A 20,121-nucleotide genomic window follows, 5' to 3' on the forward strand; every position below is an offset into this window, starting at 1 on the left:
AGATAAAGAAAATTAAGCGCTGTGTTATAAATGCAACTCTTCATTAACTTAATATCTTAATGGTGAGGAAATAAAATTTGTTCCATGACAAAAAAGGAGGTTACTCAATTGGCTTATGAAATTACTGGCTTTGCTATAAAAGTTCATAAAGCACTTGGTCCCGGACTTTTAGAAAGTTTTTATGAGCAATGCCTTAAATATGAATTAGAACAAAATGGTTATGATGTTAAACAACAATTAGCGGTTAAAATAGAATATTATAATCTTGAATTTGAGTCAGATTTAAGAATAGATTTACTAGTAAATGACTGTATTGTTGTCGAATTAAAAGCAGTAGAAAATTTATTGCCAATTCACGAAGCACAATTATTAACGTATATGAAATTATTACAAAGACCTCAAGGTTTATTAATCAATTTTAATACTATAAATATAACAAAATCAATGAAACCGATGGTTAACGAGTTTTTTTCGAGATTAGAAGATTAGAAAAAGAAATTGAACAATTAAGAAATTAAGTTTTGTTTTAAAAGAAATTGAAGCATTAAGAGATGAAGAAAAATTAAGTTTTGTCTTGTCTTAAAAAATTAAACCATTAAGAGATTAAGAAAAATTAAGCGATATACTTAAAACAACAACCTTGATGAATCTTAATTTCTTAATGGTAAAATTAGGATAGTGAACTAATTTTAAGGTAAGAGATTATCTTTATTAACTTAAAAGAATACTCACCAAGCTTAATGTACCTTAATTTCTTAATGGTAAAAATGATAGTGAACTGATTTTTAAGTTAGGATTAATAAATTTTTATTAACTTAAAAGAATAATCACCAAGCTTAATGAACCTTAATTTCTTAATGGTAAAAAACAAGAAACCTTGGTTTTAATAAACAGAAATGGCAGATAAAATTATAAGAATAGGAACTCGCGATAGCGAATTAGCTCTTTGGCAAGCGCATACGGTCGAGAAAAAACTAAACGATTTAGGATATAAAACCCAAATTATAGCGGTTAAATCGCAAGGTGATATATTACTTGATAAACCACTTTACGAACTCGGAATCACAGGTATCTTTACTAAAACACTTGATATTGCCATGATTAATGGTGAAATAGATATTGCAGTGCATTCTATGAAAGATGTTCCAACGGCTTTACCAAAAGGAATTGTTCAGGCAGCTGTTCTTGAAAGAGCCAATTCATTAGATATTTTGGTTCATAAAGGCAATCTGGATTTCTTAAACGAGTTTGCTACTATTGCAACCGGAAGTTTACGTCGCCAGGCACAATGGTTAAACAAATACCCAAATCATAAAGTTGTTGATTTACGTGGAAACGTAAATACACGCATGCAAAAATTAAACGATAACGATTGGAGCGGAGCCGTTTTTGCAGCAGCAGGACTAGAGAGAATCAATTTAAAACCAGAAAATTATATTAATCTGGATTGGATGATTCCAGCACCAGCTCAAGGTGCAATGGTTGTTGTGGCTATGGAAAATGACAATTTTGCATTGGACGCTCTAACTCAACTTAATGATATCGAAACAGAAATTGTTACTTATATCGAACGCCAGTTTTTAAGAACTCTTGAGGGTGGTTGTACCGCACCAATAGGTTCTTTAGTCAAATATAATGATGAAGAAGATACGCTTCATTTTCAAGGGGTTTTATTTTCTTTGGATGGAAAAATAAAAATCGAAATTGATAAGATTGTTCCAATTGAAGAATGGAAAAAACTAGGTTTTAATATGGCACAAGAGGTTCTAAAGAATGGTGGGGCTGAATTAATGAAATCGATTAAAGAATCTCTAAAAAAATAATGGCTAAAACAATTCAAATATTATCTACAAAAATACTTTCGAGTATTCAGAAACAAGAATTGCAAAAAGCAAATATTGATTTAGTAGAAGCAAATTTCATTGAAACTCAAAATAAACCTTTTAAGATTCAGGATATCAATGAAAATCTGATTTTTACGAGTCAGAATGCAGTTCATAGCGTTTTATCTGATCCAAAATCAGAAGAATTGAAAAGTAAAAATGTCTTTTGCGTTGGTTTAAAAACAAAGATTCTATTATCTGAAAGCGGATTTAATGTTGTAGCTTATACAGGTTACGCAGCTGATCTTGCCGAAATAATTACTTTGATTTATAGCAATGAAAGTTATACATTTTTCAGTGGAAACCTTAGAAGAGAAACATTGCCAAAGGCACTAAAAGATGCTGGAGTAAAATTGAATGAGATTAATGTGTATGAAACTACTTTAACACCTCAAAAAATCAATTCAGTTGTAGATGGAATCCTGTTTTATAGTCCATCTGGAATTGAAAGTTATCTGAAAGAGAATACTATTAAAAATGAAAAATGCTTTTGTATTGGAGAAACCACGGCAGAGGCTTTAGAAAAAATTACTAAAAACATCATCATCGCTGATCAACCAACTGTTGAAGATGTGCTTGAAGACGTAATTACTGAATATTGCAATAAGCTTTAGGCATTAAGCTGAAAGCAAAAAATTATAGACAAACAAATGCTTAAAGCCTAAAGCTTAAAGCCTAAAGCAAATAAAAACCATGTTAAAAAACGACCTATTTTTAAAAGCACTTAAAGGAGAAACAGTTCAACGTCCGCCAGTTTGGATGATGCGTCAGGCAGGAAGATATTTGCCGGAATTTATCGCTTTGCGTGATAAATATGATTTTTTCACTCGTTGTCAGACTCCAGAATTAGCTGCAGAAATTACTGTACAGCCTATTCGTCGTATTGCTCCAGATGCTGCAATTTTATTCTCGGATATTTTAGTAGTTCCTCAAGCAATGGGAATTGAAGTATTGATGAAAGAGAATTTTGGTCCGTTTTTGCCAAATCCTATTCGTACCATGCAAGATGTTCAGAGAGTTTATATTCCGGACATTCAAGAAAGCCTTGGTTACGTTATGGATGCAATTAAGCTAACAAAGGAAATGCTGAATGATGAGGTGCCTTTAATTGGTTTTGCAGGTTCTCCTTGGACAATTTTCTGCTATGCTGTAGAAGGTAAAGGTTCTAAAAGTTTTGATACTGCTAAAGGATTTTGTTTTTCAAACCCAGCAGCAGCACATACATTGTTACAAAAAATTACAGATACAACTATTTTATACCTAAAAGAAAAAGTAAAAGCAGGAGTTGACGCTGTTCAGATTTTTGATTCTTGGGGTGGAATGCTTTCACCTGCTGATTATCAAGAATTTTCATGGAAATACATGAACCAGATTGTTGAAGCTTTGGCTGACCACGCTCCGGTAATTGTTTTCGGAAAAGGATGTTGGTTTGCTTTAGGCGAAATGGGTCAAAGTCGTGCTTCGGCGTTAGGAGTTGACTGGACTTGTTCGGCTAGAAATGCTCGTTACCTATCTGGAGGAAACATAACATTACAAGGAAATTTTGATCCATCAAGATTATTTTCTCCAATTCCAACCATCAAAAAAATGGTACACCAAATGATTGATGAATTCGGAAAAGACAAATATATCGTAAATTTAGGTCACGGAATTTTACCAAATGTTCCTGTAGACCACGCCAAAGCGTTTATTGACACGGTTAAGGAATACGGAAATTAGTATATAGTTTACAGTATTCAGTCGCAGTTTTCAGTTCTCAATATTGTGGCTGAAAACCGCGATTGGAACTGAAACTTTAAACTGCGACTGAAAACTAAGAAAACATGCTAAACAAGGGATTAAGAGACGAAGAAAGTATACGAATAGACAATACGCTTAAGGTATTGATGTCTATTGTGTTTTTACCTAAGTTTTGGAATGTAGAGGATACTAGCCTTATAGACAATGATCTTAAAAACTTTGGCTTAAGTGTAGAAACTTTGGTTAACCTTAATGAAGAGGATCTAATTACACTCTTGCTTCGATGTCATTTAGATTGGGATCAACTAGAGTTATTTGGAGATTTTCTAGTTAAATTCTCTATTGTAGAAAATTATAATTTTTCAGGAAAAGCAATTGCTATTTACGAATATATTCAGCGAGAAAGCAAGACTTTTTCGTTTGGGATTATTAGTAAAATAGCTTCAGCAAGAAAATAAAACAAAACTTATGGATCTTATTAATTGGAAAATAGAAAGAATTGAAAATATTCTTCCCGAAGAATTTTATAAACTAATTGATAAGAATAAAAAGCATATTGAAAAAACCTTTCCGGTAACTTTATCTCATTGCTTAGATTTAGAAAGTACGCAAAAATTTATTGCCTTTAGCTTAGATAAAGAAAAGAACAAAGAAGGGTATCACTTTTATGCCCGAAACATTGAAACTGGTGATTTAATTGGATATTTATGTGTAAAAAGTATTAATAGCCGAACTTTAAAGTGCGAATTAGGATACTTCATTGATGAAAATTTTCAGGGAAAAGGAATAATTTCAGGACTCGTTTCATATACACTTGATTTTTGCTTTAATGAACTCTTGATGAATAAAGTTTTTATATGTACTTCGGAAGTTAATTTGGCTAGTCAGCGCATTGCGTTAAAGCACAATTTTCAACAAGAAGGAATTTTACGAGACGAATTTATAGACGGAAATGGCATATTTGAAAATGTCGTTTACTTTGGCTTACTCAAATCAGATTACAATTTGCATAAAGGAACAATTTCATAAATACATATAAATGTAAAAAATGACTTCTTTTGAAAAAATCCTGACAAACGTACTTGACTTTAATCTAGAAAAGATTAATCCACTTTACAAAGGATTTCTTCTTGTGTCTTTTTTTGTTGTTTTTGTGTGTATTTCAATATATTCATCTAATGAAGCCCGAATAAGTAGAGAGCGGTATAAAGAGATGTTGAAAGACGAATTTTCTGGGATTGTGGCTAGAAAATATTTAGATAAAGAGAGTAGAAATAGCCCAGTTTTTAAGTTAAAAGATTCCAGTTGGCATATTGGGTATAATATGCTTTGGGAAAAGATTGAAATAGGAGATTCATTATCAAAAAAAGGAAAATCTCCATTAGTAAAAATTATTAAAAAGGGTACAATAGAGGTTTTTGACGTTTATTACGAGTTTAAAAATGTTGATACCATAAACATAAATAAATAGTGAAAGAACAGTTTTATAAATATATACAAGGCCTTCAGGATACAATAGTTTCAGGATTAGAAGCGGTTGATGGTCAAGCCAAATTCCGTGAAGATATCTGGGAACGTCCAGAAGGAGGCGGTGGAAGAACACGTGTAATCGAAAACGGAGCTGTTTTTGAAAAAGGCGGTGTTAATATATCGGCAGTTCATGGTAAATTGCCAGAAGCCATGCAAAAAATGTTTAATGTAGGCGAAGCCGATTTTTTTGCTTGTGGACTAAGTTTGGTTTTACATCCAAAAAATCCAATGGTTCCTACTGTCCACGCCAATTGGCGTTATTTTGAAATGTATGATGATCAAGGAAATGTAATTCAGCAATGGTTTGGTGGAGGTCAGGATTTAACGCCTTATTATTTGTTCGAAAAAGATGCGAAACATTTTCATCAGACATGTAAAATAGCTTGTGACAAACACAATCCAGAGTTTTATCCGAAATATAAAAAACAATGTGATGCCTACTTTTGGAACGCGCACCGTAACGAGGCCCGCGGAATAGGAGGATTGTTCTTTGATTATTGCAAAGCTACAGACGAAATGAGCATGCAGGATTGGTATAATTTTGTTACTGAAGTAGGAAATAGTTTCTTAGAAGCTTATGTTCCAATTGTCGAAAGAAGAAAAATTCTATTATATACCGAAGAACAAAGAACATGGCAAGAAATTCGTCGTGGTCGTTATGTCGAGTTTAATCTGGTTCACGATAAAGGAACTTTATTTGGTTTAAAAACCAATGGTAGAATCGAGAGTATCTTAATGAGTTTGCCACCTCATGTACAATGGGTTTACGATCATCAGCCAGAAGTAGGAAGCGATGAGGAAAAACTAATACAAACGCTTGAAAATCCTAGAGAATGGATGTAAAATTGATTTATATTATGTTTTTTGCAGGAGTTTTTGGGTGTTTTGCTCAAAAAGATTCTCTTCAAAATCCCTATTTTAAATCATATGATGATAAGGTTACCGCAAGTATTTATTATCTGGATACATCCAATAATTTTCAGTTTGTTTACCCTGTTCCTGGAGAAGGGACAAAAATTCTTAATTTGATTCCTAATCGAAAAGAACAATTAGGAGCTTCACTTTCGTTTAAGTTTGTTGATTTGTCATTTGGTTTCTCCCCAAAATTTTTAAATGCCAATAAAGATAATTCTGGTTCTAAGCTTTTAAGTCTTAATACAAGATTGTATCATAAGCAATGGATGCAGAGCTTTACTTATTTTTATCAAAAAGGGTTTTATGTAAGTCAAGATGGTATAGATGCGGCTTTCCCAGGATTTAAATCGATTAAAATAGGAGGAGCTACATCTTATATTTTTAATAAAAAGTTTTCTTATAAAGCGATCGCAAGTCAGAATGAGTGGCAAACAAAGAGTGCAGGAAGTTTTATCCCTAATTTTTCTGCTTATTACACCAATATAAAATATAATGGAGATGGAGATAAAATAAATGGGAAAACATATCTGTTCTCATTGGCGCCATCCTATTTTTATAATCTGGTTTTAGGAAAACATGTTTTGGTTTCCGCAGGATTATCTTTGGGTGCAGGTGTTTATTTTACAGAGGGTCATTCTAAAGTGGTTTCTGAATTGGATATGAGTTTGAAAACGGGGTACAATTCCGATTCTTTTTTTGCATTCATGAATATTAATTATCTCAATTTTGTTGAGGGTGAAACAAGTGATATAGGTTTAAATGATAACATATCGACTGTAAAAATTACGGCGGGTTATCGATTTAATGCTCCCAAAAAAGTGACCGAGATTTATGATAAAATAAATCAGAAAACGGGATTATAATAAAAAGAGAGAGGCACCAACGGTGCCTCTCTCTTTTTATCTACTAAAATCTAGATTATTTGCTAAGTTCCTGAACAAAATCTAACGTTTGCAGAATGATGTTCTTATTCGATTTTAACGAATTTAATCGTAATTCAATTTTCAGTTTATTATCAATCAATTTTTTCGAAGATTGAAGTGTTATATCGCTAAACTGTGTTGCAAATTGATCGATTTTTTTAATATCAGCAGTTTTTGTTTCAGCAGTATGACTATATGCATTAGAAATCTCTGGAATATTAAGCTTCGCTAAAAAGTAATTTTGCTTCAAGTCTTTCTTTACTTCCTTTACAAATGATCCGTTATTGGTGTTGAAGTAGTCACGAGAATTTGCAATTACTACTACATCCTTATCCTTAAGGATAAACAAATCTCCGTATTTACCGCTGGTTCCGGCGATTTCGTAATAATTTCCTTTTTGTACCAATAATTTTTTACGAACACCTAACTGTATCAGCTTGTCGCCAAATGTTGGATGTGTTGAGGTAAAAATCATTGAAAAAATCGGAATTGATTTCTTCTCTTTTTTCTCAACTTCTATTTCTTCATAATTATCGTCGTACTCGTAAGATTTTGACGTTACCTCAGTTTCCTTGACATCGAGTAAGAACATGCTTAAATCACCGTCAAAAAGAGTTGCAGTGGCTTCCTCATCGACAATAGTCGAGATTAAATCCGTTACAATACCCATATCGTCCTTTGTTAATGCAGCACTATTTAAAACTTCGGTCATTAAATTCGGAAAGTTTTTTAATGTTTCTTTGGTGTTAATATGATAGCTCATATAACCCAAAGGCTTTTTGTCAGGAAAATAATTAAAAATGTTTTTATTGATTTTTCTATTGGCCATTTTGTCCACAATATCAGCCATTGGTTTAGAGTATTCAATAATCTCTTCTACACGAGCATTATCATTATCAAAATAAAAATCCAAATTGATTCCCTTTACAAGGTTCCCCCAGTTTTTTTGAGAAGGCAAGAATTTATTATAAGTTGTAAATTGAGATAGAGTAGCGTAAGACTCGTAAAAAGAAGACATAGCTGCGCTGTAATTAATCCAAGATGAGATGTCTGCAGTAGCGTTTATCTTATCAGAAGATGGAGCAGTAAAACCTTTTTCGAAAAGAGATTTAATAAAATCATTTCGTTGTATCGATTGTAAACTATCAAAAGCAGCACGTCCAAGATCATATTCAACGTAATAGTTGTCGGTAGAAACAGCTGTAGAGTCTATAGGTTCCTCTATTGTGTATGGAGTGTTAATGTCAATAGGAGATTCTCCTATAGGTTCTCCTTCATCTGGAGCTACATCTACAGTGATTTCTTCCTGAATTTCTGGAATATCGTATAGATTAGAGCTATACTTTTTTGTAAAACCTACAATCACAAGATAATTATCGTTCCATGCCATAGAACTTCCTTTATTTACAGAAGTTAATAGAGAGTATAGAGGAAAATCTTCGATTGTAGCAGTTGGGATAGAATCTGCATTTTTTTCTACATGCAGTTTTTGCATGAATTGTTTAATGTCATTTCTATTCTTAATAGGAATTGTGATTTGGTAATACGGAATACTATCCGTGAAATTTCCGTTTACGCTTATTTTTTGGTCTAATTTAAAAAGGTTTGCATATTGGTTGATATCATAATCGGGCTTGCCTTCAGTATATTTATTAATCAAAGAATGATTTAATACATCAAGAATATTTACTTTCTTAGAAAGTTGGTCGCCATTAAATTGTACAAAATAATCGTATGGTTTAGTATTGGTCTGACTATTGGCAAATAAGGTTGTTAATAGAATAAAATAGGTAAAAAAATGCTTCATATACTAGGGAATTAATTGGATTGTATTATTCATTAAAGACGATTTTTTAAGTACGCTGTACATATTTTGTTTTAAAAAAACGGTCTTTTTGTTTTTAGATATTTTACTGTTAGGGTTATCAGTGTTGGCAATATCACGGTCAAAGGTGTAAATCGATATAATGTTGGCTTGTTCCAAATCTTGTTTTTTCTTTGGGTCTTTTACCAGGTTTTCAGGAACAGGGTAAGAGGCAATCCTTTCAAAACTCTTAGCATTACTGCTAAAATGAATTTGGTCACTCTGATTATTAATACTATTTACAATGGCATTGAGTGCTTTTAAATTTGCATAATTAAGTTTTATAATGAAAACATAATTTTCAAAATCAGTTTTAGTACTTACATTTGAAATTCCGTCAATTTTTAAAGCTTTTGCTTTAAAATCGGCTAGTTTCTTGGTGATTTCCTGTTCATTCGGGATTTTTACACCATCAACTTCTTCCAGCCAAATGGCCGATTTGGTCTTAAACCATGATTTCGAAAAGTCAACTATAAGTGTATATTCACCACTTTGATCGTCATGGTGTTTGATTCGTTCCGTTATCTCAAAACATCCTGTTAAGAGCAAACAGCAGCATAAAGCGAGAATTTTCTTCATCAGGCAAATTTAAATTTAAATATTTTAAAAACCATGATATAAGAAGATTCTTAAATGGGAAATATAAAACAGTAAATTTTAGATAATATTAACGCATTCTAAACAATGCTAAAAGCCTTATTCTGTTGATTTTTCTTTAACTTTGCGACACAATTTTAATTTCAACTTTAAAACGGATGTTAAGGCTTTTTTAGCATTAGCATACTTCTTAAAAATTTATAAAAAACACTTATGTTCCCACTACAAAGAAACCGCCGTTTAAGAACTAATGAATCTATTCGCTCTTTAGTTCGTGAAACTACACTAAGTCCAAATGATTTTATGCTTCCAATGTTTATTGCCGAAGGAAAAGATGTAAAAGTCGCCATTCCGTCAATGCCAGGAATATACCGTCATTCATTGGATAACACGATAAAAGAAGTAAAAGAAGCTTGGGCATTAGGGATAAAAGCAGTGAATCTTTATGTAAAAGTGAGCGAAAACCTTAAAGATAATAAAGGGGTAGAAGCTTGGAACAAAGATGGATTAATGCAACAAGCCATTCGTGCTATAAAAGATGCAGTTCCAGAAATGATTGTAATGCCAGATGTAGCACTAGACCCATTTTCTATTTACGGACACGATGGAATTATAGAAAACGGACAAGTTATAAACGATGCAACGGTAGATGCATTAACTCGTATGAGTTTAAGTCATGCCGATGCAGGAGCCGATTTTGTAGCGCCAAGCGACATGATGGACGGTCGCGTTCTTGCAATCCGTAAAGCATTAGAAGAAAACGGACACCACAATGTGGGAATCATGAGTTATAGTGCCAAATATGCTTCGGCATTTTACGGACCGTTTCGTGATGCATTAGATTCTGCACCAGTTGACTCTTTAGATATTCCAAAAGATAAAAAAACATACCAAATGGATTATGCTAATCGTATCGAAGGACTTCGTGAAGCATTGCTAGATGTAGAAGAAGGAGCAGATATCGTTATGGTAAAACCAGGAATTGCTTATCTAGATATCGTTCGCGAGATAAAAGATGCAGTTCACGTGCCAGTTGCAGTATATCAGGTTTCGGGAGAATACGCTATGGTAAAGGCCGCAGCCGAAAGAGGTTGGTTAGATCACGACAAAATTATGATAGAGCAACTACATTGCATTAAGAGAGCAGGAGCCAGTATTATCTCGACATACTTTGCCAAAGAAGCTGCTGTGATTTTAAATAAGTAAAAGATTGAAATACATAAGCATGAAAAAAATAATACTTGCATTTGCAATACTTGCATTCGTTTCTTGTAAAAAAGAAGAGAAAACAACAATCGATAATTCAGGAATGCCAATCGAAGAGTCGGCTACTTTAGAAGCTAAAACGCCCGAAGAATTAGGGAAAGCAATTTTCGAAGGACAAGGAAACTGTTTTGCCTGCCATCAGGTAGACCAAAAAGTTATCGGTCCAAGCATTAAAGAAATCGCCAAAATATACAAAGAGAAAAACGGAGACATGGTTACGTTTCTTAAAGGAAAAGGCGATCCAATAGTCGACCCAAGTCAGTTTGAAGTCATGAAAACCAATTTTCCTGTAACACAAGCCATGTCCGACGAAGAACTAAAAGCAATCGAAGCCTATTTTTATAGCTTTTTAAAGTAGGAGCTAATCCCGCTATCCGCTATATCTTTATGTTTTTAAAGAAAAAACATAAAGGATGCCGCTTCTATCGGGGCTAAAAAAAACTAAAACCATTCGTATTTACGAGTGGTTTTTTTTATATCTGCAAGGCTTTTAGCTACAATCTTGTCTTTCTTACGAAGGAAGAATCTCCGTAAGAAACTCAACAATAAATCATTTAGATTCGTAATCTCAAGTAAAGTTTTGTAAAAATTAGAAACATTGATAAAGGTTACGAGTAAAGGTTGCGATGAATTGTAAATCTTTATTGTTATTTTTTTTACTTTTATAACATGGAAACAGCATACATTAATTCGCCTTTAGGAATCACCAAAATTGTTGGTGACGAAAACGGAATCTCAGAGATTACCGTAGCTAACGCTGGTGATAATGCGGCTTCAGATATAATTGCAACTGAGTTGCAGGAAGCTATTTCGCAATTAAATGATTACTTTTTAGGCAAAAGAACCGATTTCGATTTTAAGCTAAACCCCAAAGGAACAGATTTTCAGCAAAGAGTTTGGAAAGGATTACTTGAGATTCCTTTTGGTAAAACCATGAGTTATTTAGAACTATCTAAAAAACTTGGAGATGTCAAAGCTATTCGTGCAGTAGCATCGGCAAATGGTAAAAATCCACTTTGGATAGTTGTTCCATGTCACCGAGTAATAGGAACCGATGGTTCATTAACAGGATATGCTGGCGGATTATGGCGTAAAAAATGGTTACTAGATCATGAAAATCCTCTAAAGCAACAAAGTTTGTTTTAGGTGTTTTCTTGTAATGGTAAGAATTTTACGCATATTTGTAAGGAAGAATAAAACGATATTAAATAAAGTATAGAAATCTAAAACGAGTAATTCTAATCTTGGAAAGTTTGTAGGTGCTTTTAATGCGTAAATTAGGTTTAATACTTACAAGGTCAGAAAAAGACCTTGCAGGATAACGATAGAGATTGATTGTTTAGGGTTCAATTTCAATCAAAGTAGTCTAACATTCTAAGAATGTCTAAGCTGTCTAACAATCTAAGTAAGTCTAAATATCCAAGTAATCTAACATTCTAAGAATGTCTAAGCCGTCTAACTAATTTAAGTAAGTTCAATAATCTAAGAAGTCTAAGTAAGTCTAAAAATCTAAGTTGTCTTAATAATGATTGAAAAAATAAACCTAAACAACATCCTTTTTCTAGATATAGAAACCGTTCCCGAAACAGCCGATTTTGGAGAACTAGATGATGAGATGAAAGAACTTTGGGAGCACAAAACGCAATACCAGCGTAAAGAAGACTTTACAGCCGAAGAATTTTATGATCGAGCAGGAATTTGGGCTGAGTTTGGTAAAATCGTTTGTATTTCCGTGGGGTATTTTACCATCAAAGGTGATATCCGAAATTTTAGAGTGACATCATTTTTTGGTGATGAGGTAAAGATTCTCAGAGACTTCAATAATTTATTAAACAATCATTACAATAAACCGTATCACGTTTTGTGTGGACATAATGCAAAAGAATTTGATATTCCGTTTATCGCAAGACGAATGATTATCAACCAAATTGCAATTCCAGATAAGTTGAATTTATTTGGGAAAAAACCTTGGGAGATTCCGCATTTGGATACGTTGGAGCTTTGGAAATTCGGTGATTACAAGCATTTTACTTCGCTGAAATTATTGACTAAAATCTTGGGAGTTCCTTCTCCAAAAGGAGATATCGACGGAAGTCAGGTAGGACATGTTTATTATGTAGAGAAAGACATTGACCGAATTGTAACCTATTGCGAGAAAGATACTATTGCTGTGGCTCAGATTTTCCTGCGTTTACGACGTGAAGATTTGTTGATTGATGATGAAATTATTCATGTATAGTTTTTAAAAGGTACAAAGGTACAAAGGAGCAAAGGTTCAAAGTTTAAAAAGACATAACCTATTGGCTGCAATTACTGCATCTATTCGCTTCGCGCGGGTCGTGAAAAAATTATTTAACACATAGAAACATAGATTTTATGTGTAAATAAGAGAACAAAAAGAAATATATTTCTTTCACATAGCTAGTCCTGATCCCGAAGCATCGGGACGGGATGCATTTAAAACAAGTCAAACGCCTTTTTTGTGTGTATAAGACCTATGTTTCTATGTGTTAAAATTAATTGCTTCCAATGAGTTAGATTTAATTTATAAGATTTTAATGTTTTATAATGGTACATCAGGAAATTTCACATCATCGATTAGTTTCTCAAAAACTATATAAAAAAGCGCCAAGTTCTCCACAAGACATTGTGCATCATTTGGGCGCGATGCAGGCTCAGGATTATGCAATGGCAAAATGGGCGATTGGTTCTCGTTGTGATGCAACTGAAAAAGCTATAGAAGAAGCAATAAATTCAGCAGAAATTATCCGAACGCACATTCTGCGACCAACCTGGCATTTTGTTGCTTCGGAAGATATTCATTGGTTGTTGGATGTTTCGGGACCTCAAGTCAAGAGAATAGTAGCTTCTTATGTCAAAAAATATGGATTTGATGATAAAAAATTTGAGAAAATTAATGCATCTATCGAAAAAATATTAGCTGGTAATAATCATCTAACTCGGGATGAGATCATGCAGGAACTCAATATCAATAAAATTTGTAGTGATGATTCTTTGAGCGGACCTATCATGATGTATGCTGAGTCGGTAGGTTTAGTTTGTAATGGAAAAATGAAAGGCAAGCAGATAACGTATGCCTTGCTAGATGAAAGAGTTGCAAAGCCAAAAACGAAATTGTCTAAAGATGAGGGTTTGGCTAAATTAGCCAAACGTTATTTTGAAAGTCATGGCCCTGCCACGTTATTAGACTTTTCTTGGTGGTCAGGTTTTTCGCCTACAACATGCAAACAGGTTATTAGTTCGATAGAATCGGAACTAAACTCGATAGAAATAGATAATCAAAAATATTGGTTTGGAACAAATTTTACCGACGAGGATAACTTTCGCGAAAGCGTACATTTTCTTCCAGCATTCGATGAGATTCTGATTTCGTATAAAACACGTGAAGCGTCTATTTTACAAGAACATCAATCTAAAGCATTTACCAACAATGGTATTTTTAGACCAATTATTCTAGAAAACGGAAAAGTCATAGGAACTTGGAAAAGGACCATTAAAAAAGATCATGCAAAAATAGAAACACAATTTTTTCATGAAACCGAGAATGATAAAAAAACGGCTCTATTTGATGGTATTAAGTCTTTTGAAAATTATCTCGAAACTAAAATTGTTATCGAATAGATATTAGATACGGATTTTTATGTCGTTCCTACTGAGCTGTTAATGCAATGTTGTAACATTTTTGATAAACATGGCGTATTATAAGGGCTATTAGAGTGATTAATAGGTGTTTTCTATAGATATAATGCCTTGTCAGGACTGTAAAAACTCGGTTAGGAGTGCTGTCGTTTGAACACAAATGTTAAACACGAATTTCACGAATTGACACGAATTAGTTTGTGGAATTAATTTCACAAACTAAGTTAACCTTTAAAATTTGTGTTAATTCGTGAAATTCGTGTTTACTTTTTGTACTTATCTCCACAGGGCAGTTTAAGAGTGTGTTATTTATAGAATGCTATTTATAGCAATAATTAGAGTTCGTTGTTGTGAGCTTATCGGAGGTGACATATTAAAATCAAACAATATTTTTTGATTTATAATAAATACTTCGGGTTTCATTAATAAAATGGTTGTGCATTTTATTGCTAAATAATTACATTTACAAAAAATATATAATTATGGTGTTAAGTAGATTTTGGCTAGCGATATTTATTTCGTCAATTGCTTTTATTGTAATCAGTTTGTTTACTGGTAATACGTATACTATTGATTATGTTTTGAATGGTAAGAAAGACGAGTCTATTTTAATCTCTGAAAAATATATTGAGCAAATTCCTGCTTTTATCAGAGATAGTATTAAAAAAGCGCCAGACAACACTATTATCATCAATCGTGATGAGGCAAATGCCGATACGACCTATGTTTATAAAAACAAAACCGTAAAGATTTTTAGCGGAGTTCAAAAATCAGATGGTTTATTGCCAACTTGTAAGAGTACTTTGGTCGATTTAATTCTTCCACTTATTGCTTATTTGGCTTTTTTCTGCGGATTAATGGAGCTTTTAATCATTTCTGGAGCTTCAGGAAAATTAGCAAAAGGTTTGAGTCCGGTGTTTGTAAAGGTATTTCCAAGTATCCCAAAAAATCACCCATCGATTTCGTACATGACCTTAAATTTTGCGGCAAACTTCTTAGGATTAGATTCTGCAGCCACTCCGTTTGGTCTTAAAGCCATGGAGAGTTTACAAGAAATAAACCCAGATAAGGACAAAGCCAGTGATGCGCAAATTATGTTTATGTGTTTGCATGCATCAGGTCTTACATTAATTGCAACTTCTATCATTGGGTATCGAGCTGCCGCAGGCGCTACAAACCCAGCCGATGTTATGTTGCCTTGTATTATTACCTCTTTTATCGGGACAATTGCTGCTTTTTTAATTGTTGGAATTAAACAAAAAATTAATTTTAAAAGTGCTTCTTTGGTTGTTGGTTTGATGGTTATGATTGCTGCCATTGTTGGACTTTTATTCTACGTAAATAGCTTAGATTTAATTGGTAAAAACTTCTTTACATCAAATCTTTCAGGATTAATATTGTTTGCGATCATTGGGTTTACTTTGGTTTTTTCGTTAAGACATGAGAAAAAATTTATTGAAGCAGAAACGACTGTTTTTGATGCATTTGTAGTTGGAGCTAATAATGGAGTTAAAACTGGAGTTACTATTTTTCCGTATGTTTTAGGGATGTTAGTGGCTATCTCATTATTTAGAAACAGTGGTTTGTTTGAGATTATTAGCCATTGGATTGCATTCATTTTTTCGAATATGGGTGTGAGTAAAGAAATTACCGATGCGTTGCCAGTTGCGATGCTACGTCCTTTTAGTTCTGCGGGTTCACGAGGATTCTTGATTGACTCGATGAATACTTTTGGAGCAGATTCTATGACTGGAAGATTAAGTAGTATTTTTCAATGTAGTGCCGAAAGTACTTTTTACGTAATTGCGGTTTACTTCGGGTCAGTAAATATAAAAAATACCCGTTACGCTTTAGGAACTATGCTTTTGGTTGATGTAATTTGTGTGATTACAGCTATATTTGTGGCGAGTTGGTTTTTTTAGTAAATAGCATTTAAATTAAAAATTATATAAATATAAAACAGTATGAGAATGAGTAAATACACAAAATACATTGCAATTGCACTAATGTTGCTTTTTTTAATTACGAGTCTATTAGCTTAAAAGTTAGTTGGTTAATATGAATAGAATTTACATTACGTTGTTTTTGTTGGCTCTGGTAAGTTGTAAAAAAGAACCAGCAACAGTAGGTCCAAAGTGGACTAAAGAAGACAAAAAAGAAATGACGGCAAAGCCAGCATTTAATACTATTACCCCAAAAATCGATACGATACATATTTCGGGGAATGAAGAAATAGGCGTGAGTAACTATGTTTTAGCTTCTCTTTTAGATAAGAAAATTGATAAAGACAGTCTAATAACTGTTCAATACAGACTTGATTTCTTTACTAATAAAACAAAAGTAGGATCAGATAAGGTTACCATAGTTCCATTTACAGAAGGTTCGGGTTGGGGTGCGACATATGGTTTATCAGATGAAGATAATGCTGAGGTATCACCTTTTATCCATGTCAGTTTTGGTTATGAAGCTTGTGGATATAATCGCCAACACTTTTTGTTTTATCTAAAAAATAATAACGTACAGCTTGTGCACGATTGGGACTCTATGAGTGACGGTGGTTGGGGAAGTTGGTTAGAATTTGGAGGAATAAATCCTAAAAATGAACCAGTTTCTTTTTATAGCAAAAGAGTTTCTTACGGTGGTAAAGAAGATGTTAATGATGAAGATATGGGAACCGTTGAACATTCTGATTCTATCGTGTTTCATCTAAAAAACAATAAATGGGAAAAACGATTGTTAACCCCAAAGGAAAAGGTGTACTGGAAAAAAGACATTACTTTTAATGAATTTTATCCTCAATTTGCAGAATAAAAAAAGCCTCGCACATTGCGAGGCTTTTCCGTTTTTAGTAAGCAACATATTATTATTATTTCTTAACGAATTTCTTAACGATTCTTTTTCCGCCGTTATTTAATTCTATGATGTAAATACCAGTATTTAATCTGCTTACATCTATAGAAGTTCCGCTTAATTGTCCTGAATTTACTTGTTGACCAAGATTATTCGTAATCCTGAAAGTTGCTCCGTCGCTTTTTGCTAATGCAACATTCAACTCATTATCAACAGGATTTGGATATAAAGCAAAACTTGTATTATCGGTAGTTTCGATTATTCCCGAAGTTATTTCTGGAGATACAATTGGACCAGCAGCTGTAATGTTTATAGTATAATCCTCTACTTGACCATAAGAGAAAGCTTCACAAGAAGTTGGGATTCCATTATACTTCATAGCAACTCTCAATCGTGTACTTCCAAGAGTAGCCGAAGCTGGAATAGTGATTGTTCCTGTTACAGGAGTAGTTTTTGATGCTGCTTTTGTCCAAACAGTTTCACCTGAATCTGCAAAATCACCATCTTGGTTATAATCTATAAAAACGGCATATCCTTCATTGTAACTTGTAGAAGTCCAAACAGGAGTAATTGTAATTGTGTAAGCAGTTCCTGCTGCAGCATTTGTAGAAATTGCCGTATAGTTTTCGTAACCAGCTGTTCCTGTTGAGGTATTGCTGATTGTACCAAATACTACTTTACTGATTTTTTCGTCAGCAGTATTGTTTCCTTGAGAAGCACAATAGCTAATTGTATTGGCAAGCGTTGTTACATTTACAGTGTTGCTTGCTGGAGAAACATTTCCGGCAGCATCTTTAGCCTTTACACTAAAAGTATAAGCTGTTAAAGCAGTTAATCCAGTTACAGTATAGCTTGTAGTTGTAGATGAACCTTTAAGAGTTGCTCCTTGGTAGATATCGTATCCTGTAACAGCTACATTATCTGTTGCCGCAGTCCATGTTAAATTGGTAGTTGATCCAGTTGTTCCAGAAGCTGCAAGAGCAGTTGGCGCAGTTGGCGCAATTGTATCTGTAGAACCTGAATAAGCAGCTCCAACACCTACAGCATAAAATGCGTTTGTTGTAGCAATTACCTCTGCAGAACCAGCACCGTATAAATCGATAGCCGATTGTATTCCTGATGTTCTTGCATTTGCAAAAGTAGAATTTGCAGTTAAATATACACTCTCTAAACGATAAGCGATTTTTGCAGCTTTATCAATTGTAATTCCTGTTACACTATAAGAACTTCCTATATCGTTTGTTCCTGTCTTACCTACAGACAAGATATAAAACCAATGGTTTAGTACACCAGAATTAGTATGAACACCACAATAATCATTGGATTGAGTAGGAGTTCCGCAATTAATAACTTTCCAGTTTGTACCACCGTAAGTATCTGGCTGACCTTCAGATTTAGGATTACTCATAGAACGTAAAGCAAGATGACCCGATCTTCTTTCGATATCTTCACCAACTAACCAAGTTGATTTTGTAGGCGCTGCTGCATATTCAATACAAGCACCCCAAATATCTGAGAAACCTTCATTCATAGCTCCAGATTCTTTTTGGTAAGCTAAGTTTGCTGTATAAGTACAAACAGCATGACCAATTTCGTGTCCTGCAACATCAATAGCAGTTAAGATGTCAAAATTAGTTCCGCTTCCGTCTCCATAAGTCATAACACTACCATCCCAGTACGCATTATCGTATGCATTACTGTAATGTACATAGCTTTTTATGATGGCACCTGCGTTATTAAAACTATTTCTACCATGTACAGTTGACCAATAGTCATATGTTTTTTCAGCTCCCCAATGAGCATCAAGTGCACCATTGTCTTTATTAGTATTTGCATACTCAGCAGCTGTCCAGTTATTATCTGCATCTGTAAAATTTACAGCAGCAGTATAACTAGTTCCTTTTTTCATATTATAGGTGTTTATACCTAAACCTCTTGTAGCATCTGCAAGTATATATGAAGACCCGCTTAAAGTAGTTTGAATTACTTGCGTTCCACTATAACGTGTAGCTGCATTTGCTGCAACAAAAGCCATTTTAGAACTAGCATCATCTTTTATGTTCTTTGCATCGGCATTAGCAGATTTCGATTTACGTCCATGACTGTATTCTCCGAGATGCTTTATGGTTGCATTATAGAACAATATTTGACCGTTTTCTGCATCAATGTATAAATCCCCTCTACTTACCGGATTTGTCGCGTAAATGTCAAATTTATAGGCTAAACGAACCTTGTCTGTAGTTCTGTTAGTACCTTGATCTTCCATTGCGGGTAAAAATACCAGTTCGCCTTTTGGTTTTTCATAACCAATCGCTTTGGCATCTTGTGGATTTTCCCAAAGGTATTGTTGTGCACCAGTATAGCTAATTGCTCTATTAAGAGCATCTTGAGCGGATAGTTTTGGCGTAGTTTTTACTTTTTCGATGTTGTAATACTCACCATTCATAGAGACAAGTTTTCCGTCTTTAGAATGTAAGGTATAGTTGGCAAATTCTACTTTAATACCTTGTTCGTACAATTGAAATTTTTCATGTGTGTAACCTTGTGTGTCAGACTCAGTTTTGACCCTTGCAAAAGATTGATTTTCTTTCAATCCCAATTGATCTTTAAAGACTTTTTGAGAATCAGTACCTCTATAGGTCGATTGGTCACTAAAAGTGATTAAACTAGGTTGTCCATTTTCGGATACATTTTTTTGGCTTACACGTTTATCCGTTATTTGTGCAAATGCCGATAAGGAGAATGTGAGCACAACAGCGGTTGTTGTGGCAATTTTGGGTAATGTACTTTTCATAATCGATTTGGGGTTTAATGTTAATTTAATTATTAGTTTGTATAGCAATTAAAGCGTGTAGGTAAATACTTTAATTTGTTATAAAAATATAAACATTTT

Annotated in this window: 19 protein-coding genes; 16 read left to right on the forward strand and 3 right to left on the reverse strand. The window is 33.6% G+C overall.

The genetic code is table 11. The annotated features are described in order from the left end of the window. Nucleotides 1–84: 84 nt before the first annotated feature. From AC3IPI_RS05775 to AC3IPI_RS05815, 9 genes are all read left to right on the forward strand, one after another. Nucleotides 85–489 carry a GxxExxY protein gene (locus AC3IPI_RS05775; protein WP_489157709.1) on the forward strand — a complete coding sequence of 135 codons (405 nt, stop codon included), beginning with the start codon at nt 85–87 and terminating at the stop codon, nt 487–489. A 407-nt stretch (nt 490–896) separates the two neighbouring features. Beyond that, nucleotides 897–1,823, forward strand: a complete 927-nt coding sequence (gene hemC, locus AC3IPI_RS05780) for a hydroxymethylbilane synthase (protein ID WP_489157711.1) — start codon at nt 897–899, stop codon at nt 1,821–1,823. After that, on the forward strand, nt 1,823–2,497 hold the full coding sequence (locus AC3IPI_RS05785) for a uroporphyrinogen-III synthase (RefSeq protein WP_489157713.1): 675 nt from the start codon (nt 1,823–1,825) through the stop codon (nt 2,495–2,497). Before hemC ends, AC3IPI_RS05785 begins: the two co-directional genes overlap by 1 nt. 79 nt (nt 2,498–2,576) lie before the next feature. Next, nucleotides 2,577–3,602: a uroporphyrinogen decarboxylase gene (gene hemE / locus AC3IPI_RS05790; protein ID WP_489157715.1), complete on the forward strand. Its 1,026-nt coding sequence runs from the start codon at nt 2,577–2,579 to the stop codon at nt 3,600–3,602. 104 nt (nt 3,603–3,706) lie between these two features. Then, nucleotides 3,707–4,081: a hypothetical protein gene (locus AC3IPI_RS05795; RefSeq protein ID WP_489157716.1), complete on the forward strand. Its 375-nt coding sequence runs from the start codon at nt 3,707–3,709 to the stop codon at nt 4,079–4,081. Nucleotides 4,082–4,091: 10 nt separating this feature from the next. After that, nucleotides 4,092–4,652: a GNAT family N-acetyltransferase gene (locus tag AC3IPI_RS05800; RefSeq protein WP_489157718.1), complete on the forward strand. Its 561-nt coding sequence runs from the start codon at nt 4,092–4,094 to the stop codon at nt 4,650–4,652. Nucleotides 4,653–4,671: 19 nt separating this feature from the next. After that, nucleotides 4,672–5,094, forward strand: a complete 423-nt coding sequence (locus AC3IPI_RS05805; protein ID WP_323490090.1) for a hypothetical protein — start codon at nt 4,672–4,674, stop codon at nt 5,092–5,094. Beyond that, nucleotides 5,094–5,996 carry an oxygen-dependent coproporphyrinogen oxidase gene (hemF, locus tag AC3IPI_RS05810; RefSeq protein WP_489157720.1) on the forward strand — a complete coding sequence of 301 codons (903 nt, stop codon included), beginning with the start codon at nt 5,094–5,096 and terminating at the stop codon, nt 5,994–5,996. The genes AC3IPI_RS05805 and hemF overlap by 1 nt, the downstream gene beginning before the upstream one ends. Continuing rightward, nucleotides 5,987–6,931, forward strand: coding sequence for a DUF4421 family protein (locus tag AC3IPI_RS05815; protein WP_489157722.1), 945 nt, complete (start codon nt 5,987–5,989; stop codon nt 6,929–6,931). The genes hemF and AC3IPI_RS05815 overlap by 10 nt, the downstream gene beginning before the upstream one ends. A gap of 55 nt (nt 6,932–6,986) precedes the next feature. On the opposite strand, the gene AC3IPI_RS05820 is transcribed toward AC3IPI_RS05815, so the two are convergent. After that, the gene (locus AC3IPI_RS05820) at nt 6,987–8,798 is read right to left on the reverse strand and encodes a hypothetical protein (protein ID WP_489157724.1); all 1,812 of its coding nucleotides are present in this window, start codon (nt 8,796–8,798) and stop codon (nt 6,987–6,989) included. A gap of 3 nt (nt 8,799–8,801) precedes the next feature. Continuing rightward, on the reverse strand, nt 8,802–9,434 hold the full coding sequence (locus AC3IPI_RS05825; protein ID WP_489157726.1) for a hypothetical protein: 633 nt from the start codon (nt 9,432–9,434) through the stop codon (nt 8,802–8,804). Between the two features lie 231 nt (nt 9,435–9,665). Here AC3IPI_RS05825 and hemB point away from each other — a divergent pair, with 231 nt between their 5' ends. From hemB to AC3IPI_RS05860, 7 genes are all read left to right on the forward strand, one after another. Further along, nucleotides 9,666–10,658 (forward strand): porphobilinogen synthase, encoded by a 993-nt coding sequence (gene hemB, locus AC3IPI_RS05830; protein ID WP_039113492.1) that lies wholly within the window; start codon nt 9,666–9,668, stop codon nt 10,656–10,658. 19 nt (nt 10,659–10,677) lie between these two features. Then, complete coding sequence (locus tag AC3IPI_RS05835; RefSeq protein ID WP_086896173.1) at nt 10,678–11,076, forward strand: c-type cytochrome; 399 nt, start codon at nt 10,678–10,680, stop codon at nt 11,074–11,076. A 311-nt stretch (nt 11,077–11,387) separates the two neighbouring features. Next, the gene (locus tag AC3IPI_RS05840; protein ID WP_489157729.1) at nt 11,388–11,864 is read left to right on the forward strand and encodes a methylated-DNA--[protein]-cysteine S-methyltransferase; all 477 of its coding nucleotides are present in this window, start codon (nt 11,388–11,390) and stop codon (nt 11,862–11,864) included. A 379-nt stretch (nt 11,865–12,243) separates the two neighbouring features. After that, a complete protein-coding gene (locus tag AC3IPI_RS05845) occupies nt 12,244–12,957 on the forward strand; it encodes a 3'-5' exonuclease (RefSeq protein ID WP_039118422.1) in 714 nt (237 codons plus the stop codon). Between the two features lie 329 nt (nt 12,958–13,286). Beyond that, nucleotides 13,287–14,360 carry a winged helix DNA-binding domain-containing protein gene (locus tag AC3IPI_RS05850; RefSeq protein ID WP_489157731.1) on the forward strand — a complete coding sequence of 358 codons (1,074 nt, stop codon included), beginning with the start codon at nt 13,287–13,289 and terminating at the stop codon, nt 14,358–14,360. 500 nt (nt 14,361–14,860) lie between these two features. Continuing rightward, entirely contained in the window at nt 14,861–16,300 is a 1,440-nt protein-coding gene (locus AC3IPI_RS05855) for a nucleoside recognition domain-containing protein (RefSeq protein ID WP_489157733.1), read from the forward strand. 136 nt (nt 16,301–16,436) lie between these two features. After that, nucleotides 16,437–17,189, forward strand: a complete 753-nt coding sequence (locus tag AC3IPI_RS05860; RefSeq protein ID WP_489157735.1) for a hypothetical protein — start codon at nt 16,437–16,439, stop codon at nt 17,187–17,189. Between the two features lie 55 nt (nt 17,190–17,244). Here the strand turns inward: AC3IPI_RS05860 and AC3IPI_RS05865 are convergent, their stop codons facing one another. Then, nucleotides 17,245–20,022 carry a M4 family metallopeptidase gene (locus AC3IPI_RS05865; protein WP_489157737.1) on the reverse strand — a complete coding sequence of 926 codons (2,778 nt, stop codon included), beginning with the start codon at nt 20,020–20,022 and terminating at the stop codon, nt 17,245–17,247. Between the last annotated feature and the right edge of the window lie 99 nt (nt 20,023–20,121).

Source organism: Flavobacterium sp. GL_143, from assembly GCF_057834355.1.

Coding starts and splice junctions, on each gene's coding strand:
- AC3IPI_RS05825 (WP_489157726.1), bottom strand. CDS start 9,434: ATGAAGAAAATTCTCGCTTTATGCTGCTGTTTGCTCTTAACAGGATGT.
- hemC (WP_489157711.1), top strand. CDS start 897: ATGGCAGATAAAATTATAAGAATAGGAACTCGCGATAGCGAATTAGCT.
- AC3IPI_RS05865 (WP_489157737.1), bottom strand. CDS start 20,022: ATGAAAAGTACATTACCCAAAATTGCCACAACAACCGCTGTTGTGCTC.
- hemB (WP_039113492.1), top strand. CDS start 9,666: ATGTTCCCACTACAAAGAAACCGCCGTTTAAGAACTAATGAATCTATT.
- AC3IPI_RS05855 (WP_489157733.1), top strand. CDS start 14,861: ATGGTGTTAAGTAGATTTTGGCTAGCGATATTTATTTCGTCAATTGCT.
- AC3IPI_RS05835 (WP_086896173.1), top strand. CDS start 10,678: ATGAAAAAAATAATACTTGCATTTGCAATACTTGCATTCGTTTCTTGT.
- AC3IPI_RS05815 (WP_489157722.1), top strand. CDS start 5,987: ATGGATGTAAAATTGATTTATATTATGTTTTTTGCAGGAGTTTTTGGG.
- AC3IPI_RS05775 (WP_489157709.1), top strand. CDS start 85: ATGACAAAAAAGGAGGTTACTCAATTGGCTTATGAAATTACTGGCTTT.
- AC3IPI_RS05785 (WP_489157713.1), top strand. CDS start 1,823: ATGGCTAAAACAATTCAAATATTATCTACAAAAATACTTTCGAGTATT.
- AC3IPI_RS05800 (WP_489157718.1), top strand. CDS start 4,092: ATGGATCTTATTAATTGGAAAATAGAAAGAATTGAAAATATTCTTCCC.
- AC3IPI_RS05850 (WP_489157731.1), top strand. CDS start 13,287: ATGGTACATCAGGAAATTTCACATCATCGATTAGTTTCTCAAAAACTA.
- hemE (WP_489157715.1), top strand. CDS start 2,577: ATGTTAAAAAACGACCTATTTTTAAAAGCACTTAAAGGAGAAACAGTT.
- AC3IPI_RS05840 (WP_489157729.1), top strand. CDS start 11,388: ATGGAAACAGCATACATTAATTCGCCTTTAGGAATCACCAAAATTGTT.
- AC3IPI_RS05845 (WP_039118422.1), top strand. CDS start 12,244: ATGATTGAAAAAATAAACCTAAACAACATCCTTTTTCTAGATATAGAA.
- AC3IPI_RS05805 (WP_323490090.1), top strand. CDS start 4,672: ATGACTTCTTTTGAAAAAATCCTGACAAACGTACTTGACTTTAATCTA.
- AC3IPI_RS05860 (WP_489157735.1), top strand. CDS start 16,437: ATGAATAGAATTTACATTACGTTGTTTTTGTTGGCTCTGGTAAGTTGT.
- AC3IPI_RS05820 (WP_489157724.1), bottom strand. CDS start 8,798: ATGAAGCATTTTTTTACCTATTTTATTCTATTAACAACCTTATTTGCC.
- AC3IPI_RS05795 (WP_489157716.1), top strand. CDS start 3,707: ATGCTAAACAAGGGATTAAGAGACGAAGAAAGTATACGAATAGACAAT.